Source organism: Bernardetia aquimarina, assembly GCF_042180575.1.
Taxonomy (GTDB): domain Bacteria; phylum Bacteroidota; class Bacteroidia; order Cytophagales; family Bernardetiaceae; genus Bernardetia.
The window spans coordinates 920,009-940,475 of sequence record NZ_CP170094.1 but is presented as its reverse complement, the minus strand read 5'-3'; the positions used below and the strand labels follow the sequence as shown (position 1 = coordinate 940,475).

Below are 20,467 nucleotides of genomic sequence, written 5' to 3'. Positions count from 1 at the left end.
ACTTAATTTTAATTTACTTTTATGGAAGATGGAATCGGCATTATTGGCTCACTCATATTTGGTGTTATTTATTTAGGATTAATTGTTTTTTTCATTGCCACATACTGGAAAATATTTGAAAAAGCAGGAAAACCAGGTTGGGCTTCTCTTATTCCTATTTATAGTTCTTTAGTATTCATGGAAATAATTAATAAACCTAAAATATGGGTTTTATACATGTTTATTCCTTTTGTAGGCTTATATTGGGCTATATTGTCAGTAGTAGAATTTGCTAAAGTATTTGGTAAAGATACTGGTTTTGCTATTGGTATTATATTTTTACCTATTGTTTTTCTTCCTATGCTTGCCTTTGGAGATGCACAGTATCAAGGTGCAAGTGGAGAAAAATTTTATGATGACGAAGTTTTAGACAGAGGATAGACTTTTCTATTTCTGAATAATAAATAATGAACTTCTCAAATCTAAGTGTTTAGCAAAGATTTGAGAAGTTTTTTTGTATCTTATATTTTATTGAAATCTAGTCTAGTTATAGCTTCACATTACACTATTATACATTTTTAATAATTTCTACAAAAACAACTGCTCAATCATCTCGGTATCCAAAAGCATAAATATTTTCTTTCCATCAGGTGTATAGTTGGGCTGCTGACAGGCGAAAAGCTCATCAATAAGACTCTGCATTTCTTCGGTAGAAAAATAATTTTTTGCTTGCATAGAGGCACGTTTGGCAAAGGCACGCAAAATATTTTCTCGTTTCGGAATTTTGATAGTCGTTTGATTGTACTTAAACTGCTCTAAAAGTGCTTCTAAGATAGACTCTCCCTTTTCTTTGAGCAAATCAGCAGGAAGACCAATCAATCTGATTTGTTGTTTGGTTTCTAATTTTTTATCAATTTCTATCGAAAAACCTAAATTTTTGAGTTCGGGCAAAACTTCCTTCAAAAGTTCATAATCTACGACCGAAAAAGTAAGTGTCGGAGGAAAAAGAATTTGTTGAGAAGTGGCTATATTATTTGTGCTTTTTGCAATTCTTTGTTCATAACGTTCGTACAAAATACGCTCATGAGCAGCCGAGGCATCAATCAAAATCATTCCCGATTTAGTTGGACTAGCCACAAAACGATTGGCTACCCAAAAAACATGACGTTTGTCGCTAGTTGAAATTTTTGATTTAGATGATTTTATTTCAGCTTCTAACTCTGTTTTTGAAAGGTTATTGGCAGAACTTCTGAATGTTACAGGGTTTGAGGATTGGAAGTTTGGAACTGGGGAAATTTCATTCTCATTTCCTAATTCCTTTTCATTCCCATTTCCTAATTCCTCTCGCTGTTCATCATTCAAATAAATTCTTTCCCAGTTTTTCTGATTGCTTTTTTGTCTTTCTGTGGGTTCTGGTCGCTCGTAATTTTTTAAATCTTTTTTTCTATTAAACGGCTCATTGATATAATCACCATATTTACCTTTATTTTCTTCCTTGTCGTATCTACCAATAAAATCATCTGATTTTTCTGAGTCTTGATTATCATACTTTGAAAAATCAGATAAAAAAGTTCTTGGTTCTTCTTCATTTTCATCTTCCAACTCGCCACTATTAGTATCAAGAGTATTACCATGATAATTTGAAGGATTTAAAAAATTAGTATCTGTATCAAAATCCAAAGGAGAAACTACTTGATGAACTCCCAAAGCCTGTTTGACAGCCGATTGAACCACGACATAAACGGTTCTTTCATCATCAAACTTTATTTCTGTTTTGGTGGGGTGTACATTTATATCAATTTTTTTTGGGTCAATTTCGATAAATAAAACATAAAAAGGATGTGCGTCTTTTGGCAAAAGTCCTTCGTAAGCCGTCATGACAGCATGATGCAAATAACCACTTTTTATAAAGCGATTATTGACAAAAAAATACTGATTTCCTTTTGTTTTTTTGGCTGCTTGTGGTTTGCCTACATAACCTAAAAGTTTGATGGTTTCTACATCTTCTTGACAGGTAAGAAGGTTTGATTGATAGCTTTTCCCAAACATTGCCACAATTCGACGTGCTAACTTTCCTTCTTTGAGGTTATACACTTCTTGATTATTGTGGTGCATAGAAAAATTAATATGAGGATTTGCAAGTGCAACTCGCTCAAACTCTTGTGTGATATGACGAAGCTCTACCGAATTAGATTTCAAAAATTTTCGTCTTGCTGGGGTATTAAAAAATAGGTTTTTGACAGCCAAAGAAGTTCCTTTTTGTGTCGCTGTTGGTTCGTGTTTTTTTACTTCTGAGCCTTCAATATAAATCAAAGTTCCTATTTCTTGGTCTTCTTGTCGTGAACGAAGTTCGACCTGTGCAACGGCAGCAATCGAAGCCATTGCCTCTCCTCTAAAACCAAACGTTCGGATGTTATACAAATCATCTTGCGTAATTATTTTTGAAGTCGCATGTCTTTCAAAACACATTCTAGCATCTGTTTCAGACATTCCTTTTCCATTATCAATGACTTGAATGAGGGCTTTTCCTGCATCTTGCAAAACAAGTTCTATTGTGCTTGCTTCTGCATCAACAGAGTTTTCTAGCATTTCTTTTACCACAGAAGCAGGACGTTGCACAACTTCTCCAGCAGCAATTTGATTGGCAAGTGATTCGGGAAGCAAACGGATAATGTCTAACATAAAGAGGAATTACGGATTACGACCTGACAAAGCAGCAAAGCTAATTACGGATTATGAAGGCAGCTTTTTCATACCTACAATCAAAATCTGAAAATAATTGCCTTGTCAAAATATCATTTTTTTATTATCCAAAGTTCGATAAATTTGAGCAAGCAAACAAATATGAAGTTGATTATTAAACTTGTTATGTTTTTAGTGAAGTTTGCTAACCATAATAAAAAAATTTTGTATAAAAATGCAAAATCAATGTTTTTACTACATCAATGCTTTATATTCCAAATAAAAATAGCATCTTGCGAAATTATTAACGATTTTTAAAGATATAAAAAACTATTTTACTCTTTTCCTGTTTATCTTCAACGATTTTACTATGCAGTTACTTATACGATTACTACTTTGTTTTTCTCTTACCCTTCTATTTAGTTGGCAGTCCCTTTATGCTCAAGTAAATATGTCTGATGGTAGCTCTACTACTTGTGGAACAGATTTTTTTGATTCTGGTGGAAGTGGTGGTGGTGGAAATAGCTATTCCAATAATGAAAGTTTTGTATATACATTCTCTCCAGCCGTAGCAGGAAATAAAATACAGATTGATTTTGAACGTTTTAGAACAAGAAATGCTAATGATTTTTTAGAAATTTTTGATGGAAATGGTGTAACAGGAACTTTATTAGCTACTCTGTCAGGTAACCTAGGAACGGGTCTTACAGGCACTCAAGTCTATACCTCAACTACTATTGATGGCTCACTTACTTTTCGATTCACTTCGGACAATAATAATACTAGATATGGTTGGGAAGCAGCCATTTCTTGTGTACCACCTTCATTAAATATGTCTAATGGAAGTACTACTACTTGTTTTTCAGAATTTTTTGATTCTGGTGGTAGTGGTGGAGAGTATAATGATGATGAAAATTTTGTTCATACATTTAATCCGACTTCTCCAACTGATAAAATTAGTGTAACCTTTACATCTTTTGATGTAGAAAATCAAGCAACTTGTAATTTTGACAGGTTAATAATTTATGATGGACCAACTACAGCATCTCCTGTTTTAGGAACTTTTTGTGGAACTACTCTTCCTCCTACATTTACATCTACAGATGCTAGTGGTAGTCTTACTTTTGAGTTTATTTCAGATGGATTTGTAACAGAAGCAGGCTGGGAGGCTGAAATTTCTTGTGTTAGTTCGCCTTGTCCAATAGTCGCAGGAACGGCTGCTATTTCAGATAATACTGCTTGTTTGGGTGAAAATATTACCTTAAGTCTAACAGGACAAAATAGCTCATCTATACAATGGCAAGCATCTACTGATGGAGGAACTATTTTTACTGATATTGTAGGAGCTACAACAGATACTGAAATAGTCAACCCTACTGTTAATACGATTTATCGTGCTGTGGTAAGTAATATTACTTGTTTACCAAATAGTTCAAACTCAAATACAGTTTCTGTTACAATGGATAATTGCTCTGTGATTCCTCCAACAGGCACTACTACATTAACAACTTGTAATTCTACTTTATTTGATTCAGGTGGTGATAGTGGAAATTATACTGATAATGAAGATGGAACAATTACTATTTTTCCAGATGTGGTAGGAAACTTTGTGCGATTGACTTTTACTTCATTCAATACGCAAGCAACTTCAGATAGACTACGAGTATTTGATGGAAATACTATAGGAGCAACTCAAATAGGAGATTTTTCTGGAAATATTTCTCCACCTGTACTTACTTCTACAGCAGCAGATGGCTCTCTTACATTACGATTTACCTCAAATGGTAATACTACTAACACTGGTTTTGAGATTGCAATTTCCTGTTTTAATCCTTGCCCTACTGTAGGTGGTACAGCTACTATTTCAGATGCTAGTGTTTGTAGTGGCGAAGCTGTTACATTAAGCCTAACAGGACAAAATGGCTCTAGCATACAATGGCAACAATCTACCAATGGAGGTGTTACATTTAGTGATATTGTAGGAGCTATAACAGATACAGAAACTGTAAATCCTGCTGTAAACACAACTTATCGTGCTGTGGTAAGTTCTGTTAGTTGTGCTTCTTCTAATTCTAGTACAGTTGCCGTAACAATGATCAACAACTGTGTGACTATGCCTGTTGGTACATCTTCTGTTACTACGTGTGATGCTACTTTATTTGACTCTGGTGGTAGCCTTGGAGATTACGCAAATAATGGAGACGGAACACTAACCATTTTTCCAAGTGTTACAGGCTCAAAAGTTAGTATTACTTTTACAGAATTTAATACAGAAAATGGCACTGATATTTTAAGAATATACGATGGAAATAGTACCGCTTTCCCATTGTTAGTAAGTGCCTCAGGAACAGCTCTCCCAATAACTGTTACCTCAACTGCGATAGATGGTTCTCTTACCTTAGATTTTAATGCTAATGGTAGTATAGTAAGACCTGGGTGGAGAGCTATTGTCTCCTGTACATGTGGATGGGCATTTAATAATTTTACAGTTAATAACTGTGCAGGAAGTAATCCAACAATTTATGATCTAACTATTGGTTTTAGTGCAATCTCAGCTACTCCCAATTATGAAGTTTATATAAATGGTGCTTTACAGACTACTCAAGCATATGGAACAAACCCTCAAACAGTAACCCTAACTGGTTTATTGAATGCAAACTCTCCTTTAGAGATAGAACTAAGAAATGCTGCTGACCCTACTTGTAATCTAACTCGTACTTTATTTTCAGCAGGAACAGACCGAACTATTTGTGGGACAGAAGTTACTCTGAATGCACAAACTTCGACAGGTGGACAATGGACGGTTGTTTCAGGACCTAATACACCTACCTTTTCTAATGATTTGAATCCAAATGCCGTAGTAACAGGAATGGTTACAGGAACTTATACTTTCCGTTGGACTTCTACAGTGAGTGGAGGTTGTAGTTTTACCGACGAGGTAACAATGACAATGGATGATGATTGTCAGTTTGATACTTCTGACCCAAATGTAGGAAATAATTGTGGAGGTACATTTACAAGTCATGATACATATCCTGCTAACTATCCTAATAACTATGACGAAGTAATTACACTTTGTCCAGAAGCAGGGCAAGCTCTTCAACTTACTTTTGATAACATTGATTTAGGAACAGGTGATAATATAGAAATTTGGCTTTCAGATACACAAGCAGGAGCTGCTGATTTGACGTTTGATGATGGAGATAACGGACGTTCATTTACAGTTAAATCACAAGATGCCTCTGGTTGTATTACAGTTCGTTTTGATGCAAATGGTAGTAATACAGGAGATGGATTTACCTCTACTATTTCTTGTACTACCCCTGATGACCCTGCTGCTGTTGATTGTATTGGTGCTGTGCCTCTTTGTACAGATTTAACATACGCATTCCCAACAGGTGGTGGTGGTGCAGGTACACAAAATGGGACTATAAATAATGGTTGTGCTGCATATAATAATGTAAAATGGTTCTACCTAGAAATTGCTGCAACAGGGGATTTTGAATTTGATATCAATCCTGTTGTGCCTAATGACGACTATGATTTTGCAATATGGGGACCTTTTGCGAGTTATGGCGATATTCCTTGTTTGGCTGGAGATAATGCAGGTATGGGTGCGCCAATACGATGTAATTATTCAGCCACAAGAGGTGTTACAGGATTAAGTACATTAGGAGACAACGATTCAGAAGGTGCAGGAGGGCAAGTATATTCTAATGAATTACCTGTAATTATAGGAGAATTTTATGTAATGATGGTAGATGATTTTGGCGATCAAGGAAATGGATTTAATATCACAGCAAATACCATTAATGGAAATAACCCAACCAATTGTGAGATTGTAGATTGTGATGCTTTCTTCGGAAATCAAGTGTTTTCAAGTACTGGAACTACTAATTTTGGCAATAATTATATTTGTTATAATGATGCCATTACACTTGGAGCAGTAGATAACTCTTATACCTTTGGAGGACTTACAGGAGAAGAGTTGTATTTTGTTCACTCTGATAATCCTAATACACCTTTTAATATTCGTAATAACTTTACTCTTGATAACCTTGCTACAAGTGATTATGTAACTACAAACTTAGGAGGGGTAGATAATAATCAACTTACCTTTACTAATGATGGAAGTATGTTTGCAGATAACCAGATTTGGAATATTTATGCAACAACAGGAGTAGCAGGTGCGCCAGACCCTTCTTTTGTAAATAGTTGTTCCTTTTGGTTTCCTTTTGAAGTAAAATTATTACCAGAAATTACGGCTACTCTACCAACAGGGTGTGCTGCTGACTTTAGTATTACTGATATTGAAGGTGGTTTGCCTAGATTCCAACAAGATAGAGAAGGAGGAGCAAGTACAAACTATACAGTAGATTTATTAGATGGAGGAAGTAACGTAGTTGATAGTAGAAGCGTAGCTTTAGGAAATGATGCAAACTTCACAGGCGTAGCCACAGGAACTTACACAGTTCAAATTACAGATCAAAATGGTTGTCCTGTTTCTTTAGGAACTATTTCTATTAGTAATGCTCCTTATGATGATTTTTGTAGTGCAGAACCTGTTTTCTTAGGAAATAATGGTCCTTTCACAAACGAATGTGCGACTTTAGAAGTAGGCGAAACAGGAGGTTCTTGTTTTACAGGAGCTACTAACCAAGTAGATCAATCCATTTGGACTGCTTTTACTGCTCCTACAACTTCTGATTATGTAGTCCGAATTGCAGAAGGAACAGATGCAACTTTCCCAGCAACTGGAGGATTCTTTGATTCTGAAATTGCTATTTATACTAATTCAGCGACATGTCCTGCTCTCCCTGTACTTACTCAACTTGCTTGTAGTGATGACAATACAAATACAAGTCTTCCTAGTGCATTGTACTCTGAGGTTCCAACAGTTGCTATGACAGCAGGTACAACTTATTATATTCAGATTGATGGAAAAGCATTTTTTACTGGTTTGAATTATGATGGAAGTTCTCAAGCAGATGATATTATTCTTTACATTGAAGAATTTGATTTATTGCCTATCGAACTCAAATTATTTGATGGAGTAGTAGAAGATGAAGGAAACAGACTTTTTTGGGAAACTGCAATGGAAAAAGATGTAGAATACTTCTCTTTAGAAGCATCAGTAGATGGAATTACATTTTTTGAAATCAATAGACAAAACCCAAATCAAAAACCTTCAAATTATGAATTTTTGCATACAGAGCCTCAACAAAAAATGTATTATCGTTTGAAAGATGTCTCTACCAATGGTGAAGAAAGCTATTCAAATGTTGTTTATTTAGTTAGAGAAAATACAATTTCTAGTGAAAAAGGATTATTAGGAGTTTATCCAAATCCGACTTTGGATAACGTTACAATTCGTATGTTTTATCCTAATTCAAAGAAAGTTTCTCTTCAACTCTATGATACAAAAGGAGTAGAATTGATAAATAAAACGATCGAAATTCCAAGCTCACAAGTAATTGAAAAGACACTTTCTTTGTCCAACCTGCCTGCTGGAGTTTATATTTTGACATTAACTACCGAAAAAGGAAGAGAAGTAGTCAAGGTCGTAAGACAATAAAATCATCAATTTATCTGTATCTCAAAAGACCTTTTATGTAGCCATAAGCTATATAAAAGGTCTTTTAATTTGATTTGAGGTTTTATTCAAACCCTCATTATTGTTTTTTCGTAATAATGAAGTACAATTACAAAACCTCAACTTTCACATAATGCAGAACAAAAAATATACTCCTATTGATTGTGGTTTTTATGATAACTTAGAAGCCTTTGCCACAACTCAAAAAACTGTAAAAATCAATTATTTAGATACAGATTATGATACAATTATCAATCAAGAAATAAAAGTGAAGAACTTGGAAACCAAAAATGGAGAAGAATTTATGATTTTTGAAGTTATAGAAAACTCAGAAGTAGAAAAACACAACATCAAAATTTGTTTGGATAGACTGATTGATATTGATGGAATAGAAGTTCCTAAAGATGGAGATTCGTGTAGAATATAGGTTTACAAAACTCATCAAAACAGAAAATCCCTTCTCAAAATAAATTGAAAAGGGATTTTCTAGTTGTATAAAAACGAGAATTTAAGTTTTACTTATTCCTCTGTTTTTTTCGTTTTTTGTTTTTTGATTTTGACAGTCAGTTCTGGCTCGCCTTCTTTGTGGTCTGCCATTAGTGTATCGCCTTCCTGTACTTCGCCTTTCAAAAGCTCCTCTGCAACTGGGTCTTCCAAGTATTTTTGGATGGCTCGGTTCAGTGGTCTTGCTCCGTACTGTTTATCAAATCCTTTTTCTGATAAAAAGTCTTTTGCAGCTTCTGTAAGCTCTACCTCATATCCCAAAAGTTTGATACGATGGAATAATTTACCCAAAGAAATATCAATAATTTTGTGGATATGCTCTCTTTCAAGAGAATTAAAGACAATTACATCATCAAGACGATTCAAAAACTCTGGAGAAAAAGCTTTTTTGAGTGCTTTCTGAATAGTATCTTTCATCAAATCATCGCCTATTTCTTGTTTTGCTTGAGTAGAAAATCCTACACCTGCACCAAAATCTTTAAGCTGACGAACTCCAATATTTGAAGTCATGATAATGATAGTATTTCTGAAATCTACTCTACGACCTAAGCCATCAGTAAGGATTCCATCATCCAAAACTTGTAATAAAATATTGAAAACATCTGGGTGTGCTTTCTCAATTTCATCAAGTAAAATAACACTATATGGTTTACGACGAACTTTTTCAGTAAGCTGTCCACCTTCTTCATAACCGACATATCCTGGAGGCGCACCTACCAAACGAGAGATAGAGAATTTCTCCATATACTCACTCATATCGATACGAATAAGCGCATCTGGACGGTCAAAAAGATAAGTAGCTAACACTTTAGCTAATTCTGTTTTACCTACACCTGTTGGTCCTAAGAAAACAAACGAACCGATTGGTTTATTTGGGTCTTTTAAGCCTACACGAGTACGCTGAATTGCTTTTGTAAGTTTGACAACAGCTTGGTCTTGTCCGATAACCTTTCCTGTCAAGGCTTCTTTCATTTCCAAAATCTTTTGTCCTTCGCTTTGTGTAATACGTTTTACTGGGATTCCTGTCATCATCGCAATTACTTCTCCGATATTATCTTCTGTAACTGGATAAGTCATTTTGCGTGTTTCGTGTTCCCACTTGTATTTTGCACGCTCTAATTTTTCAATCAAGCGTTTTTCTTTATCTCTAAGTTGTGCAGCCTCTTCGTATTTTTGACTTTTGACAACTTGATTTTTTTCTACTTTTACGTCTTCGATATCAGCCTCTAGTTTCGTGATTTCTTCTGGAACGTGAATATTATTGATATGCACTCTTGCACCAGCTTCATCCAAAACATCAATCGCTTTATCAGGCAAGAAACGGTCTGTAATATAACGTTCTGAAAGCGTTACACAAGCTTTAATTGCTTCTTCATCATACTTTACGTGGTGATGAGATTCGTACTTGTCTTTGATATTATCTAAGATTTGAATTGTTTCTTCTACATCAGTAGGCTCAATCATAACCATTTGAAAACGACGAGCTAATGCACCATCTTTTTCAATATACTGACGATATTCGTCTAAAGTCGTCGCACCAATACATTGTATTTCACCACGAGCTAAAGCAGGTTTGAACATATTCGAAGCATCCAAAGAACCCGATGCGCCACCTGCGCCAACTATTGTATGAAGCTCATCAATGAAAAGAATAATATCTCTATTTTTTTCTAATTCACTCATAACAGCTTTCATACGCTCTTCAAACTGTCCACGATATTTTGTACCTGCAACAAGTGAAGCAAGGTCAAGCGTAACGACACGCTTTCCAAACAAAATACGTGATACTTTGCGTTGAACGATTCGAAGGGCTAAACCTTCGGCAATGGCAGTTTTACCAACCCCTGGTTCACCTATCAAAATAGGATTGTTTTTCTTACGACGAGAAAGAATTTGGGCTACACGCTCAATTTCTTTTTCACGCCCAATGATTGGGTCTAATTTGTCATCTTCGGCAAGTTTTGTAAGGTCTCTACCAAAGTTGTCTAAAACTGGAGTACGTGATTTTTCGGTTGATTTTCCTTGAGTTCCACCTGTACCAGACGGTTCTCTTCCACCACCAAAAATACGTCCTTCATCATCATCATCTTCGGCAGCCGAAGTGATGGGTTTGTCTGTGTGATATTGGAGCATTTCTTTTACTACTTCGTAGGTAATATTAAATTTTTCTAAAATATGAGTAGCAATACTATCCTCATCTCTCAAAATAGATAAAAGCAAATGTTCTGTTCCGATTAAATCAGCTTTAAAAATTTTTGCTTCCAAATACGTGATTTTCAAGACTTTTTCAGCTTGACGAGTAAGGGGAATATTGGCAAGATTGCGAACATTATACGTGGCTGTACCTTGTGAATGGCGTTCGATTTCAGCTTTTAATTCTTCAATCGTAACACCGAGTTTCTTTAAAATATTGATGGCACTTCCTTCTCCTTCTCGTATCATACCGAGCAATAGATGTTCTGTGCCTATATAATCATGTCCAAGCCTCAAAGCCTCTTCTCTAGCTAGAGAAATTACTTCTTTGACTCTGTCTGAAAATTTGGCTTCCATAAGCAGGTTGTATATTGATTTAGTAAAATTATGTCTTGATTTTTGTCTGATTTGCCAAATATTGTTTTATCTATTGCTAATATTAACATTAAATAAAAAATATTGGCGAGTTCATTTCTTGCTTTTATAAATAAGCAAAAAATATCTCTTATTTACAAGTTTGAACGGCTTAAAGCTACAAAATGTTTAGTTATATGGTTATCTAAGAAACCTCAATGATAAAATTCTATTTTTTTAATAGAATTAACTTACTGATTATCTTATATTTAGTTTGAATCTAATCCTTTCTTTATTTGTGTAGTAATTAATAATTTATAACTAACCATTTATAATTGAAGTAGCATTTGTTCCTTCATTGAATAATAAATCCAAAATACTCAAATTATTTTCGAAAGTAGATGTATTAGATTTGTTTTCAGTATCAGAACTATTCCTTTCTTCTTCGCTATTTTCAAACTTATTGCCAAAGGTTTGATAGTATTCTTGATGTGCAAAAATGGCAGGTTTTTTTGGAGAAATTAAATTTCGCTTATCTAAAGTTTCGTTAGTTGCTTCTTTTTCAAAACTTTCTGTGTTTTTTATTGGAATAGAAATACGTAGCAGTTTCTGACAGATAGTCAGTAATTTATAATTAAATTCCCACAATAAAACAGGTGGGTTTTCATAAATAGGCTCTAAAAAATCAGCATAATGAATAAAAAAAGGACTTTTCCCATACGCTGACTTTATACTTTGCCAATGCTGACGATTCCAGTCTGTCGAATAATCAATCTTTACATCTGTAATAAGTGTTTTTTGACTACCTTTTTGTACAGGAACAGTCAAAGCCATTTTTCCATTTGCACCTAAAATATAAGCTCGGTTTCGGTAGCTTTGTTTATTAAAATTTTCGTTGGCTTCTAAAATTACGTCCTTCCCTAAATTATGAGCTTCTAAAAGTATTTTCCAATAATCTAAACAAGGAAGGTAATGAAGTTCTATGAGGATTTTTGTCATTTTTAAGGATTAGGTAATAAAGATAAAACATTAAAAAGATAAAATTACAAATTTAAAAACTACTTAATAGTTTCAAGCAAATTTTTCTGATTAAAAGCTATTAGGTCTTTTTTTTGATAAAAAACAAAAACAGCATTTTTATTTTCAAAGAAAAGAATCCTGTAATTGTAAGTTCAGATAAACATAAATTCAATTTTGTAACTTTTACTATTTTCAATAACTTTATCATACAGACTACTAATTATACTCTATTTTGAACGAAAACACACAAACTATCTCTCAATCTGTTCGCTATATTTTACTTATAGCTTCTATTTTTTGGGCTATTCATTTGACTGAATGGATGTGGGAACAAGATTGGTCGCATTGGGTCGGTTATCCTAGAAGTAAAGAAGGAATAATTGGCATTTTTTTGAGTGCATGGCTGCATGGCGATTGGCTTCATTTGGGATCAAATACGGTTGCCTTTATTATGCTTGGAAGTGGGCTTTTTGTGCTTTATCCTTCACTCTCTGAAAAAGTTTTATGGATAAATTTCTTCTTGACAGGAATAGGAGTGTGGCTGTTTGCTCGTTCAGCTTATCATATTGGCGCAAGTGGTTGGATTTATTCACTAGCTAGTTTTCTGTTTTTTAGTGGTGCTTTTCGGAGAGATAGGCGTTCACTTTTAATTAGTTTTACAATTATGTTTGTCTATGCAGGAATGCTAGAAACTATTTTTCCATCAGAAAAAACAGTTTCAGAAGGTATCTCGTGGGAATCTCATCTTGTTGGAGGAATTGTAGGTGCTTTTATGGCATTTTCATTTCGAAAAGAAAAAGCTGATAATGCTGTTTTAGAAGAGAATGAAATGATAGATTATTTAGATTCAAATAAAAGTTATCAAGAAGGAATAATTCCATTAGAAACTCCTAATTTTGTGTACTCGTATAAAGAAAATAAAAAGTAGCTTTATTTAATCCTCGCCGTTGAAAACTATGGTAAAACCAAGTCTAACCTTTAGAAAAATTGTTAAAATTTATTCCATTTCTATCGTATAAAACTTTGTTTTTTACACAAGCGAAAATGCGTTGAATAATTTTATTTCGCAAGGCATTAATGACACTCATTTTATTCTTACCTTCTGCTACTTTTCTTAAATAATAAGCTCTTAATTCTCCTTCCACTTGTAAAGCTGATAAAGCACACATATGTAGAGCCGTTTTAAGTTGCTTATTAGCCATTTTTGAAACTCTAGCTTTTCCTTTGAATTTTCCAGAAGAATTTTCAAAGGGAACAACACCACAATAACAAGCTAATTGTTTAGCTGTATCAAACTTAGTAAATCCATCAGTAGCTACTAATAACTGAATAGCAGTTACTTTTCCTACTCCTGTCACGGAAGTAGCTAATTGATAGAGTTCTTTAAGATGTGGGTCGTTTTTTATAATTTGGTTCATTTCTTCTTCAAGCTCTTTTATCCTTTGTGTCAAATGCTCTAAAGTAGCTTTAGAGTTTTCTTCAAGCAGTTTTTGAGTAGAAGATTTACTAAATTGACTTTGTTCATTGACATACGTTTCTAACTCTTGTTTATGATTGACTAGCGTTTTACGTAGTTTTTGAAGTGTTTTTAAGTCTTCTAGCTGTTCACTGGGTGGACAATATAGATTTGCTTTGTCTTGAAAACGAAACGCATAAGTAGCAATACGCCCAGCATCAACTTTATCATTTTTACCTCTATTAGCTCCTCCAGAACGCTTTACTTGAAGAGCATTTTCTACCCAAATAGAACACTTAAAATCACTAAAAGCAACCAAAAGCCAGTTAATGTAAACACCTGTATGTTCCATACAAAACAAACTTTCTTTAATTTCATGCTTGTCTTGAAAAGAAGAAAGGTAAGAAGTTATACTTTCTAAATTATTCACAATATGTTTGTATTTGATGGGTTTGCCTTCTTGAAAAAGAGCTATATCTAAATGGTTTTTACTCACATCAATACCTATAAAATTTTGGTAAGTTGGCATAAAAAAGTTAATTTAGGGTGACTAATTTAAAGTGATTCATCGTATTCAATCAGACTTAAAACCTTATCTAATGAGTTTATTTTTAGGTCAATAAAAATACTCCGAAAACTATTTGAGTTTGAGATTGAATAAAAGCAGATAGAGGCTGATTCAGGATATAGATTTCAAAATCTTGCCGTGGATATAGGTTCTCTATCTGCTAGATGAATTCTTAAATACAAGATAAGAAATTACATCTATTTTATCTACTACAAACCTAAAGGTTGGTGTCCCCACCAACGACATAATAATCATAAAAAATTGAATTCAAAAATAGCTGTCGTTATTCTAAATTATAATGGTGAAAAATTATTTCCAGTTTTTTTACCTTCTGTTATTGAGCATAGCACGAATGATTTTACAGAAATAATCATTGCTGATAATGCTTCTACTGATAATTCTATTGACTATTTAGAGTCAAATTACCCACAACTTAGAAGAATAGAATTATCTCAAAATCATGGTTTTGCAGAAGGATATAATCAAGCCTTAGAAATCCTTAAAAAAGAAGGAGAGCAGAATCAAGACAATCAATTTGAGTATTATATTTTGCTCAATTCTGATGTAGAAGTTACCAAAAACTGGCTCAATCCTATCTTAGAAATCTTTGAACACGATACAGAAAAAATCATTTCAGCTATTCAGCCAAAAATAAGAATGCATGCTCAAAAAAATCTATTCGAACACGCAGGAGCAGCAGGTGGAATGATTGATTATTTGGGTTATCCTTTTTGTAGAGGACGAATTTTTGATGCCTTAGAAGAAGATAAAGGTCAGTATGAAAATCAAATTCCTATCTTTTGGGCGACAGGGGCAACAATGGCAATTCGTGCAGAAGTCTATCACGATTTGGGAGGCTTAGACAAAGATTTTTTTGCTCACATGGAAGAAATAGATTTGTGTTGGCGCATTCATCATACAGGTAAAAAGATTGTTTATTGTCCTAAAAGTATTGTTTTTCATTTGGGAGGAGGAACGCTAAATCCAATGAGCGAGAGAAAAACCTACCTTAATTTTAGAAATGGTTTGACACTTTTACTCAAAAATCTTCCTTCAAAAAACCTATTCTTTAAAATCTATTTTAGAATGATTTTAGATGGAATAGCAGGAGTTAAATTTCTTTTAGATGGAAAACCAAAGTTTACATTAGCTATCCTAAAAGCGCATTTTTATATGTATCAAAATCTTTCTTCTATCCTAAAAAAGAGAAAAGACAATCAAAAAAAGTTTGGTAAATTAAAACTTCCTTCGATTGTCTATAATAAAAGTATTGTTTGGCAATATTTTGTAAAGAAAAATAAAACGTATGAAGAATTAGAAAAGTAATTTACTTCAATTCCAAAACAACAACATCTTTGTTAATCTCTTCAAAAGAATAGATTTTTTTACCGTTGTGTTCTGTCATAAAATTTTCTGCTTCTTCTTTTGTAGAAAAGGGAACAAAATCTTTTCCCATAGGACTTGTTTTGTCGCTTCCTGTTACATAAAAAGCTGTTTTTCCATCTATTTTTTGAGTAGTATAATAATCCGTAACTTCCATTTTTTCAATAGAATTAGCGATATTATTCGAAGAATCTGCTAAGTGAATCATCATACAACGAGGCGCACAAAAAGCGATAGTTGCAGAATTTGCTTGTAGCATAACTTGCCAGTTTGGAAAATCATTAGTAGGCATTCCACAGTTTTGGCAGTCTGTCCAGTCGTATTTTTCTTCTGTTTTTTCAGAAGTTGTGGCTGTATTTTCTTCTTTTTTAGAAGTCGTTGTACAAGAAAAAAGCATTGAAATTACTCCAATAAAAAATAACGAGAGTTTATTTATTTTAAGCATTTGATAAAACTATTTAATCTAATTTGAAAACAAGAGGCATAGAAATACGTGTTTTGACTGCTTGCCCATCTTTTTGAGCAGGAATCCAAGGAGAAGTGCTTTTGATTACTCGTATGGCTTCATTATCACAATCTGTACTTACACTTTGCAAAACTTTAAAATCAGAAAGACTTCCATCTGTTTCTACTACAAATTCTACAATTACTTTTCCTTGTTCTCCTAATTTTTTAGCTGATTTTGGATAGTCAAGGTTTTGAGAAATATGTTTATAAAGTCCGTCTAGTCCGTCTTTATGATTAGCTACTTCATCAACTTCTGCAATATTTACTTCTTCGTCAGTATTTTGTTTTTTTGTTTGTGTTTGAGCTACATCTAATTTAAAAATAATCGGAATTGTCATCAAACTACGTACATTTTGCCCATTTATTTGAGCAGGAATCCATTTGGTAAGGCTGACTACTCGCTCAGCTTCTTGTTTCAAAATATCGTATTCTCCTCTTACAGATTCTGCTTTCGAAACCGAACCATCTTTATTAACTACAAAACGAACATAAATTTTATCTTGCTGTTTTTTCCTTCTTGCTTCTTCTGGATAATTGATATTATAAGCGACAAATTTATAAAACAAACTCATTTTGCCCTCAATATATTCTACTGGTTTGTCTGTAATTAGAAAAATAGAATCTTCTGCAAATTTATCTAACTCATTTTGAGGTTTTAATTCTGTTTCTGTCGTTTTATTTTTTTCGCTTCCTACTTCTATAAGTTGCGCTACATTTGCACTATCTTTTTTTGTAGAGTCTGATTTTGCACTATCTGACAAAACTAAGTGGTTATAATTTTTTAAAGGCAAATCAGAAACAACATCCGAAGAATAGTTTTTGGAAAATCCAGTTACAAAAAAAATAGCCATACAACTTATAGCTATAAAGTTTAAATTAAATGAATTCATAATTTTTAAATAATTTATTTTCTACCAATGAGAATACAATATTCCTCAGGTTTTTCGACACGAAATTGTAATATATTTTGAGATTCTAAATATCCACGAATAAGTTTTTGATTAAAATTTTCTGGAAAAGTTAGAATAATAAAACGTTTTGTAATACGAGTTAGCTCAGGCAAGGCTTCCATTAATTCTTGTTCAGTTTCGAAACCATCTGTACTCGTAACAACATCAAACTGATTACTGGGATAGCCTTGAAGTTTTGGAAAAGGAAGGTTTTCTTTTGTTGAAAGTGTCGTAAAACCTCCTTTGTGTAGATTTTTGATTCTATCGACTTGCTTTTCGTCCATAGAAAGCGCAATAGTAGGCAGATAATGAAACTCATCGACTAATTGCCAAACAAAATCAGTTTGTTTTTTTTCTAAATTTAGTACTTGGTCGGGCTGAACACCACGTAATACACCAAAAAGTTTGTCTAAATAAGGTGCTGGATTTTCTTTTTTTAAAAAATCTAATTCTAGTTTTTTCTCTTCTCCTAACTTAACTAGCTCATGATTTTCTTCATGAATTAAATCTTCCAAAGGTTTTTTGAAGTAGGTTTGAGTAGCAGAAGGTGTACCCAATTTTCCTCGTACAAAAGCTGCCGTTAGTTGAAGATAATAAGTAGAAGGTATTTGGTCTGGAGTTGATGAAAACGGATTTTCCACGTAATACTATTTTTATGTAATTAATTCTAAGGATAGGTAAATAATTAAGTATCAGTTTGACTTTTTTGATAAGTATAGAATAAAGTCAGAATAAAATTATAATTTTGAATTAAAAGTCAGTATAACTAATTACTTTTGAAAACTTCCAAGTCAAATTATAAATTTTGATACTCATTATGTTGTATTGTATTATTCTTAATTTAGCTAGTTCAAATATACTGTCTTTTTGTAAGTTGTCCTAATAAAAAGCACGACAAAATAGAATATTTAGATTCATCAAATTAGTTTTAATAGAGTACACATTTTATTTTTTTTACATAAACTTTAATCTTTACTGACAAAACTTTTTAGTAAAAATGAAAGTTAGTCTAAAACAAAAAAACTATTTTTTTTATATCAAAAAATCCAAGTCTGTATTTTTTATACCAATAAAAGTATAGATTTTATTAATTATGAGTAATTCAGAACAACAACTCACACACCTTCAACAACTTTTACGAATAGAAAAGCGAGAAGATGCAGCCCAATATCAACTCAAAATAGTACAAGCACCACTTATCAAACGCCGAAAAGATGGTTTGTGTTGGTTTCCTATCGCAATAAACGATGAATTTGTAGGACTAGGAGGAAGATGGAATATTGATATAGAACGAACAAACGACAAAGGACAACCTCATCAGCTTAATGTAGGAAGTATCGTTACTGTTTTTGAGCAAAAAAATGGATTAGAAGGCGACAAAACAAATGGTGTTGTTAGTAAAGTAGAAAATGATAGAATGCGAATTGCACTCAATAATGATGAATTTCCAGATTTTTTGGAAAATCAAAATAATAGCATTGGTGTTTATTTGGCTTTTGATGATTCGACATACAGAGAAATGAATCATACTATCGAAAAAGTAAAAAATGCCAAAAATGACCGTTTGGCAGAGTTTAGAGAGATTTTTTTAGGAGAAAAAGCACCCACATTTGACGAAATAAAAGAAATAGGACAAAATGGCTATTCAGATTTTGACAACTCACTCAATAATCTAAATGATTCACAAAAAAATGCTGTTCAGAATATTTTACAGGCTCAAGATATAGCTATCATTCATGGACCTCCTGGAACTGGAAAAACAACTACTTTGGTAGCTGCCATTGTCGAAACGCTAAAAAATGAAAGACAAGTTATGGTTTGTGCGCCAAGTAATACGGCTGTCGATTGGCTGACAGAAAAACTAAATGCACAAAATGTAAAAGTAACTCGTTTAGGACATCCAGCACGAGTAAGCGACACGTTAGAACACTTGACTTTAGATGGGAAAATAGAAAAACACCCCGATTACAAATATTACAAAAATCTATTAAAACAGTCTGAACAGATGCGTAGAAAGGCATTGAAGTTCAAAAGGCATTTTGGAAAACAAGAACGAAACGAACGCCAACACATGCTTCGTGATGCCAAAAGATTAAAACAAGATGCTCTAAAATTGGAAGAATATATTTCAAAACATGTCTTAGAGCATTCACAGGTTTTAGCGTGTACATTGGCAGGTTCGGCAAATTATATGCTCAATCATCGTACTTTTTCAACACTTTTTATTGATGAAGCTGCACAGGCCTTGGAAGGTGCAACTTGGATTCCGATTCTGAAAGCAAACCGAGTAGTAATGGCAGGCGACCATCAACAATTACCACCAACAATAAAGTCTTTTGAAGCTGCAAAGTCAGGCTTAGAAAACACACTTTTCGAAAAAATAATAAAAAAACATCCTATATCAGCTCACATGTTGAGTGTTCAGTATCGCATGAATGAGCAGATTATGGAGTTTTCTAATCAAAAATTCTATAAAGGAAATTTAAAGGCTTTTGAAGCAAACAAACATCATATACTTTTTGAAAATCTTGCACCAGTAGAATTTGTAGATACAGCAGGTTGTGGTTTTTCAGAGATTCAAGATGAAGAAACTTTGAGTCGTTATAATCCAGAAGAAGCAAAATTGGTAGTTTCTCATTTAGAACGACTTTTTGAGGAAATTCTACAAAAAATAGAAACTAAAGAAATAGAAAACCCAAATCAATTTATTGATAATTTCTCGGTGGGTGTTCTTTCTACTTACAAAGCACAAGTTTATTTATTGCGTGATTTGATTCGAAAAAATGACCTTTTGACTAATTATTCTAGCCAAATTACGATTCATACTGTTGATGGTTTTCAAGGGCAAGAAAGAGAAGTGATGTATATTTCTTTAGTTCGTTCGAATGAAAAAGGTGAAATTGGTTTTTTAAAAGATTTGCGTAGGTTCAATGTAGCCATTACACGAGCAAAAAAACGTCTTGTAGTTTTTGGAGATTCGGCTACTTTAGGCTCTGATGAATTTTATAAAGACTTTTTGGATTATGCCGAAATGATTGAAGCCTATAAAAGTGCTTGGGAATATATGGTTTAAAAACGATTATGACTTGCAAAAGCAGCAAAGTTAATTGCATACTACTAGACATTTTCAAATAAATAGGTCAGTCCCAAAGGGCAGACCTATAAAACTAAAAACAAGCAGGATTGACTATAAACGGTCTGCTCTACGAGGCTGACCTATACAGTAATTAATAAAATGTCTAGTAGTATGAGTTAATTGTTAATTACAGGTTTAACAT

At 33.3% G+C, this 20,467-nt stretch carries 13 protein-coding genes; 6 read left to right on the top strand and 7 right to left on the bottom strand.

The window, feature by feature from the left end; all coding sequences use genetic code 11:
* Positions 1 to 21 precede the first annotated feature (21 nt).
* A complete protein-coding gene (locus ACE193_RS03880) occupies positions 22 to 420 on the top strand; it encodes a DUF5684 domain-containing protein (RefSeq protein WP_375561700.1) in 399 nt (132 codons plus the stop codon).
* 147 nt (positions 421 to 567) lie between these two features.
* On the opposite strand, the gene mutL is transcribed toward ACE193_RS03880, so the two are convergent.
* Positions 568 to 2,661: a DNA mismatch repair endonuclease MutL gene (gene mutL / locus ACE193_RS03875; RefSeq protein ID WP_375561699.1), complete on the bottom strand. Its 2,094-nt coding sequence runs from the start codon at positions 2,659 to 2,661 to the stop codon at positions 568 to 570.
* A gap of 370 nt (positions 2,662 to 3,031) precedes the next feature.
* Here mutL and ACE193_RS03870 point away from each other — a divergent pair, with 370 nt between their 5' ends.
* Positions 3,032 to 8,236 carry a CUB domain-containing protein gene (locus ACE193_RS03870; RefSeq protein WP_375561698.1) on the top strand — a complete coding sequence of 1,735 codons (5,205 nt, stop codon included), beginning with the start codon at positions 3,032 to 3,034 and terminating at the stop codon, positions 8,234 to 8,236.
* Between the two features lie 151 nt (positions 8,237 to 8,387).
* Complete coding sequence (locus tag ACE193_RS03865; protein WP_375561697.1) at positions 8,388 to 8,681, top strand: hypothetical protein; 294 nt, start codon at positions 8,388 to 8,390, stop codon at positions 8,679 to 8,681.
* A 92-nt stretch (positions 8,682 to 8,773) separates the two neighbouring features.
* On the opposite strand, the gene ACE193_RS03860 is transcribed toward ACE193_RS03865, so the two are convergent.
* Entirely contained in the window at positions 8,774 to 11,308 is a 2,535-nt protein-coding gene (locus tag ACE193_RS03860) for an ATP-dependent Clp protease ATP-binding subunit (protein ID WP_375561696.1), read from the bottom strand.
* 318 nt (positions 11,309 to 11,626) lie between these two features.
* On the bottom strand, positions 11,627 to 12,304 hold the full coding sequence (locus tag ACE193_RS03855) for a WbqC family protein (RefSeq protein WP_375561695.1): 678 nt from the start codon (positions 12,302 to 12,304) through the stop codon (positions 11,627 to 11,629).
* Positions 12,305 to 12,557: 253 nt separating this feature from the next.
* On the opposite strand from ACE193_RS03855, the gene ACE193_RS03850 reads away from it, so the two are divergent.
* Positions 12,558 to 13,253 carry a rhomboid family intramembrane serine protease gene (locus ACE193_RS03850; RefSeq protein WP_375561694.1) on the top strand — a complete coding sequence of 232 codons (696 nt, stop codon included), beginning with the start codon at positions 12,558 to 12,560 and terminating at the stop codon, positions 13,251 to 13,253.
* Between the two features lie 43 nt (positions 13,254 to 13,296).
* On the opposite strand, the gene ACE193_RS03845 is transcribed toward ACE193_RS03850, so the two are convergent.
* A complete protein-coding gene (locus tag ACE193_RS03845) occupies positions 13,297 to 14,310 on the bottom strand; it encodes an IS110 family transposase (protein WP_375559131.1) in 1,014 nt (337 codons plus the stop codon).
* Between the two features lie 300 nt (positions 14,311 to 14,610).
* On the opposite strand from ACE193_RS03845, the gene ACE193_RS03840 reads away from it, so the two are divergent.
* On the top strand, positions 14,611 to 15,675 hold the full coding sequence (locus ACE193_RS03840) for a glycosyltransferase family 2 protein (protein ID WP_375561693.1): 1,065 nt from the start codon (positions 14,611 to 14,613) through the stop codon (positions 15,673 to 15,675).
* A gap of 1 nt (position 15,676) precedes the next feature.
* Here the strand turns inward: ACE193_RS03840 and ACE193_RS03835 are convergent, their stop codons facing one another.
* The 3 genes from ACE193_RS03835 to ACE193_RS03825 are packed head-to-tail and all read right to left on the bottom strand — an operon-like array spanning position 15,677 to position 17,830.
* Complete coding sequence (locus tag ACE193_RS03835; protein ID WP_375561692.1) at positions 15,677 to 16,177, bottom strand: nitrous oxide reductase accessory protein NosL; 501 nt, start codon at positions 16,175 to 16,177, stop codon at positions 15,677 to 15,679.
* Between the two features lie 13 nt (positions 16,178 to 16,190).
* Entirely contained in the window at positions 16,191 to 17,129 is a 939-nt protein-coding gene (locus ACE193_RS03830) for an energy transducer TonB (RefSeq protein WP_375561691.1), read from the bottom strand.
* 14 nt (positions 17,130 to 17,143) lie between these two features.
* Positions 17,144 to 17,830, bottom strand: a complete 687-nt coding sequence (locus ACE193_RS03825; RefSeq protein WP_375561690.1) for a hypothetical protein — start codon at positions 17,828 to 17,830, stop codon at positions 17,144 to 17,146.
* A gap of 452 nt (positions 17,831 to 18,282) precedes the next feature.
* Between ACE193_RS03825 and ACE193_RS03820 the strand changes: the two genes are divergently transcribed.
* Entirely contained in the window at positions 18,283 to 20,262 is a 1,980-nt protein-coding gene (locus ACE193_RS03820) for an AAA domain-containing protein (RefSeq protein WP_375561689.1), read from the top strand.
* Positions 20,263 to 20,467 lie beyond the last annotated feature (205 nt).

Excerpts from the sequence above, each read along its gene's own strand:
- ACE193_RS03855 (WP_375561695.1), bottom strand. The coding sequence starts at position 12,304 with ATGACAAAAATCCTCATAGAACTTCATTACCTTCCTTGTTTAGATTAT.
- ACE193_RS03860 (WP_375561696.1), bottom strand. The coding sequence starts at position 11,308 with ATGGAAGCCAAATTTTCAGACAGAGTCAAAGAAGTAATTTCTCTAGCT.
- mutL (WP_375561699.1), bottom strand. The coding sequence starts at position 2,661 with ATGTTAGACATTATCCGTTTGCTTCCCGAATCACTTGCCAATCAAATT.
- ACE193_RS03830 (WP_375561691.1), bottom strand. The coding sequence starts at position 17,129 with ATGAATTCATTTAATTTAAACTTTATAGCTATAAGTTGTATGGCTATT.
- ACE193_RS03880 (WP_375561700.1), top strand. The coding sequence starts at position 22 with ATGGAAGATGGAATCGGCATTATTGGCTCACTCATATTTGGTGTTATT.
- ACE193_RS03820 (WP_375561689.1), top strand. The coding sequence starts at position 18,283 with ATGAGTAATTCAGAACAACAACTCACACACCTTCAACAACTTTTACGA.
- ACE193_RS03865 (WP_375561697.1), top strand. The coding sequence starts at position 8,388 with ATGCAGAACAAAAAATATACTCCTATTGATTGTGGTTTTTATGATAAC.
- ACE193_RS03870 (WP_375561698.1), top strand. The coding sequence starts at position 3,032 with ATGCAGTTACTTATACGATTACTACTTTGTTTTTCTCTTACCCTTCTA.
- ACE193_RS03835 (WP_375561692.1), bottom strand. The coding sequence starts at position 16,177 with ATGCTTAAAATAAATAAACTCTCGTTATTTTTTATTGGAGTAATTTCA.
- ACE193_RS03845 (WP_375559131.1), bottom strand. The coding sequence starts at position 14,310 with ATGCCAACTTACCAAAATTTTATAGGTATTGATGTGAGTAAAAACCAT.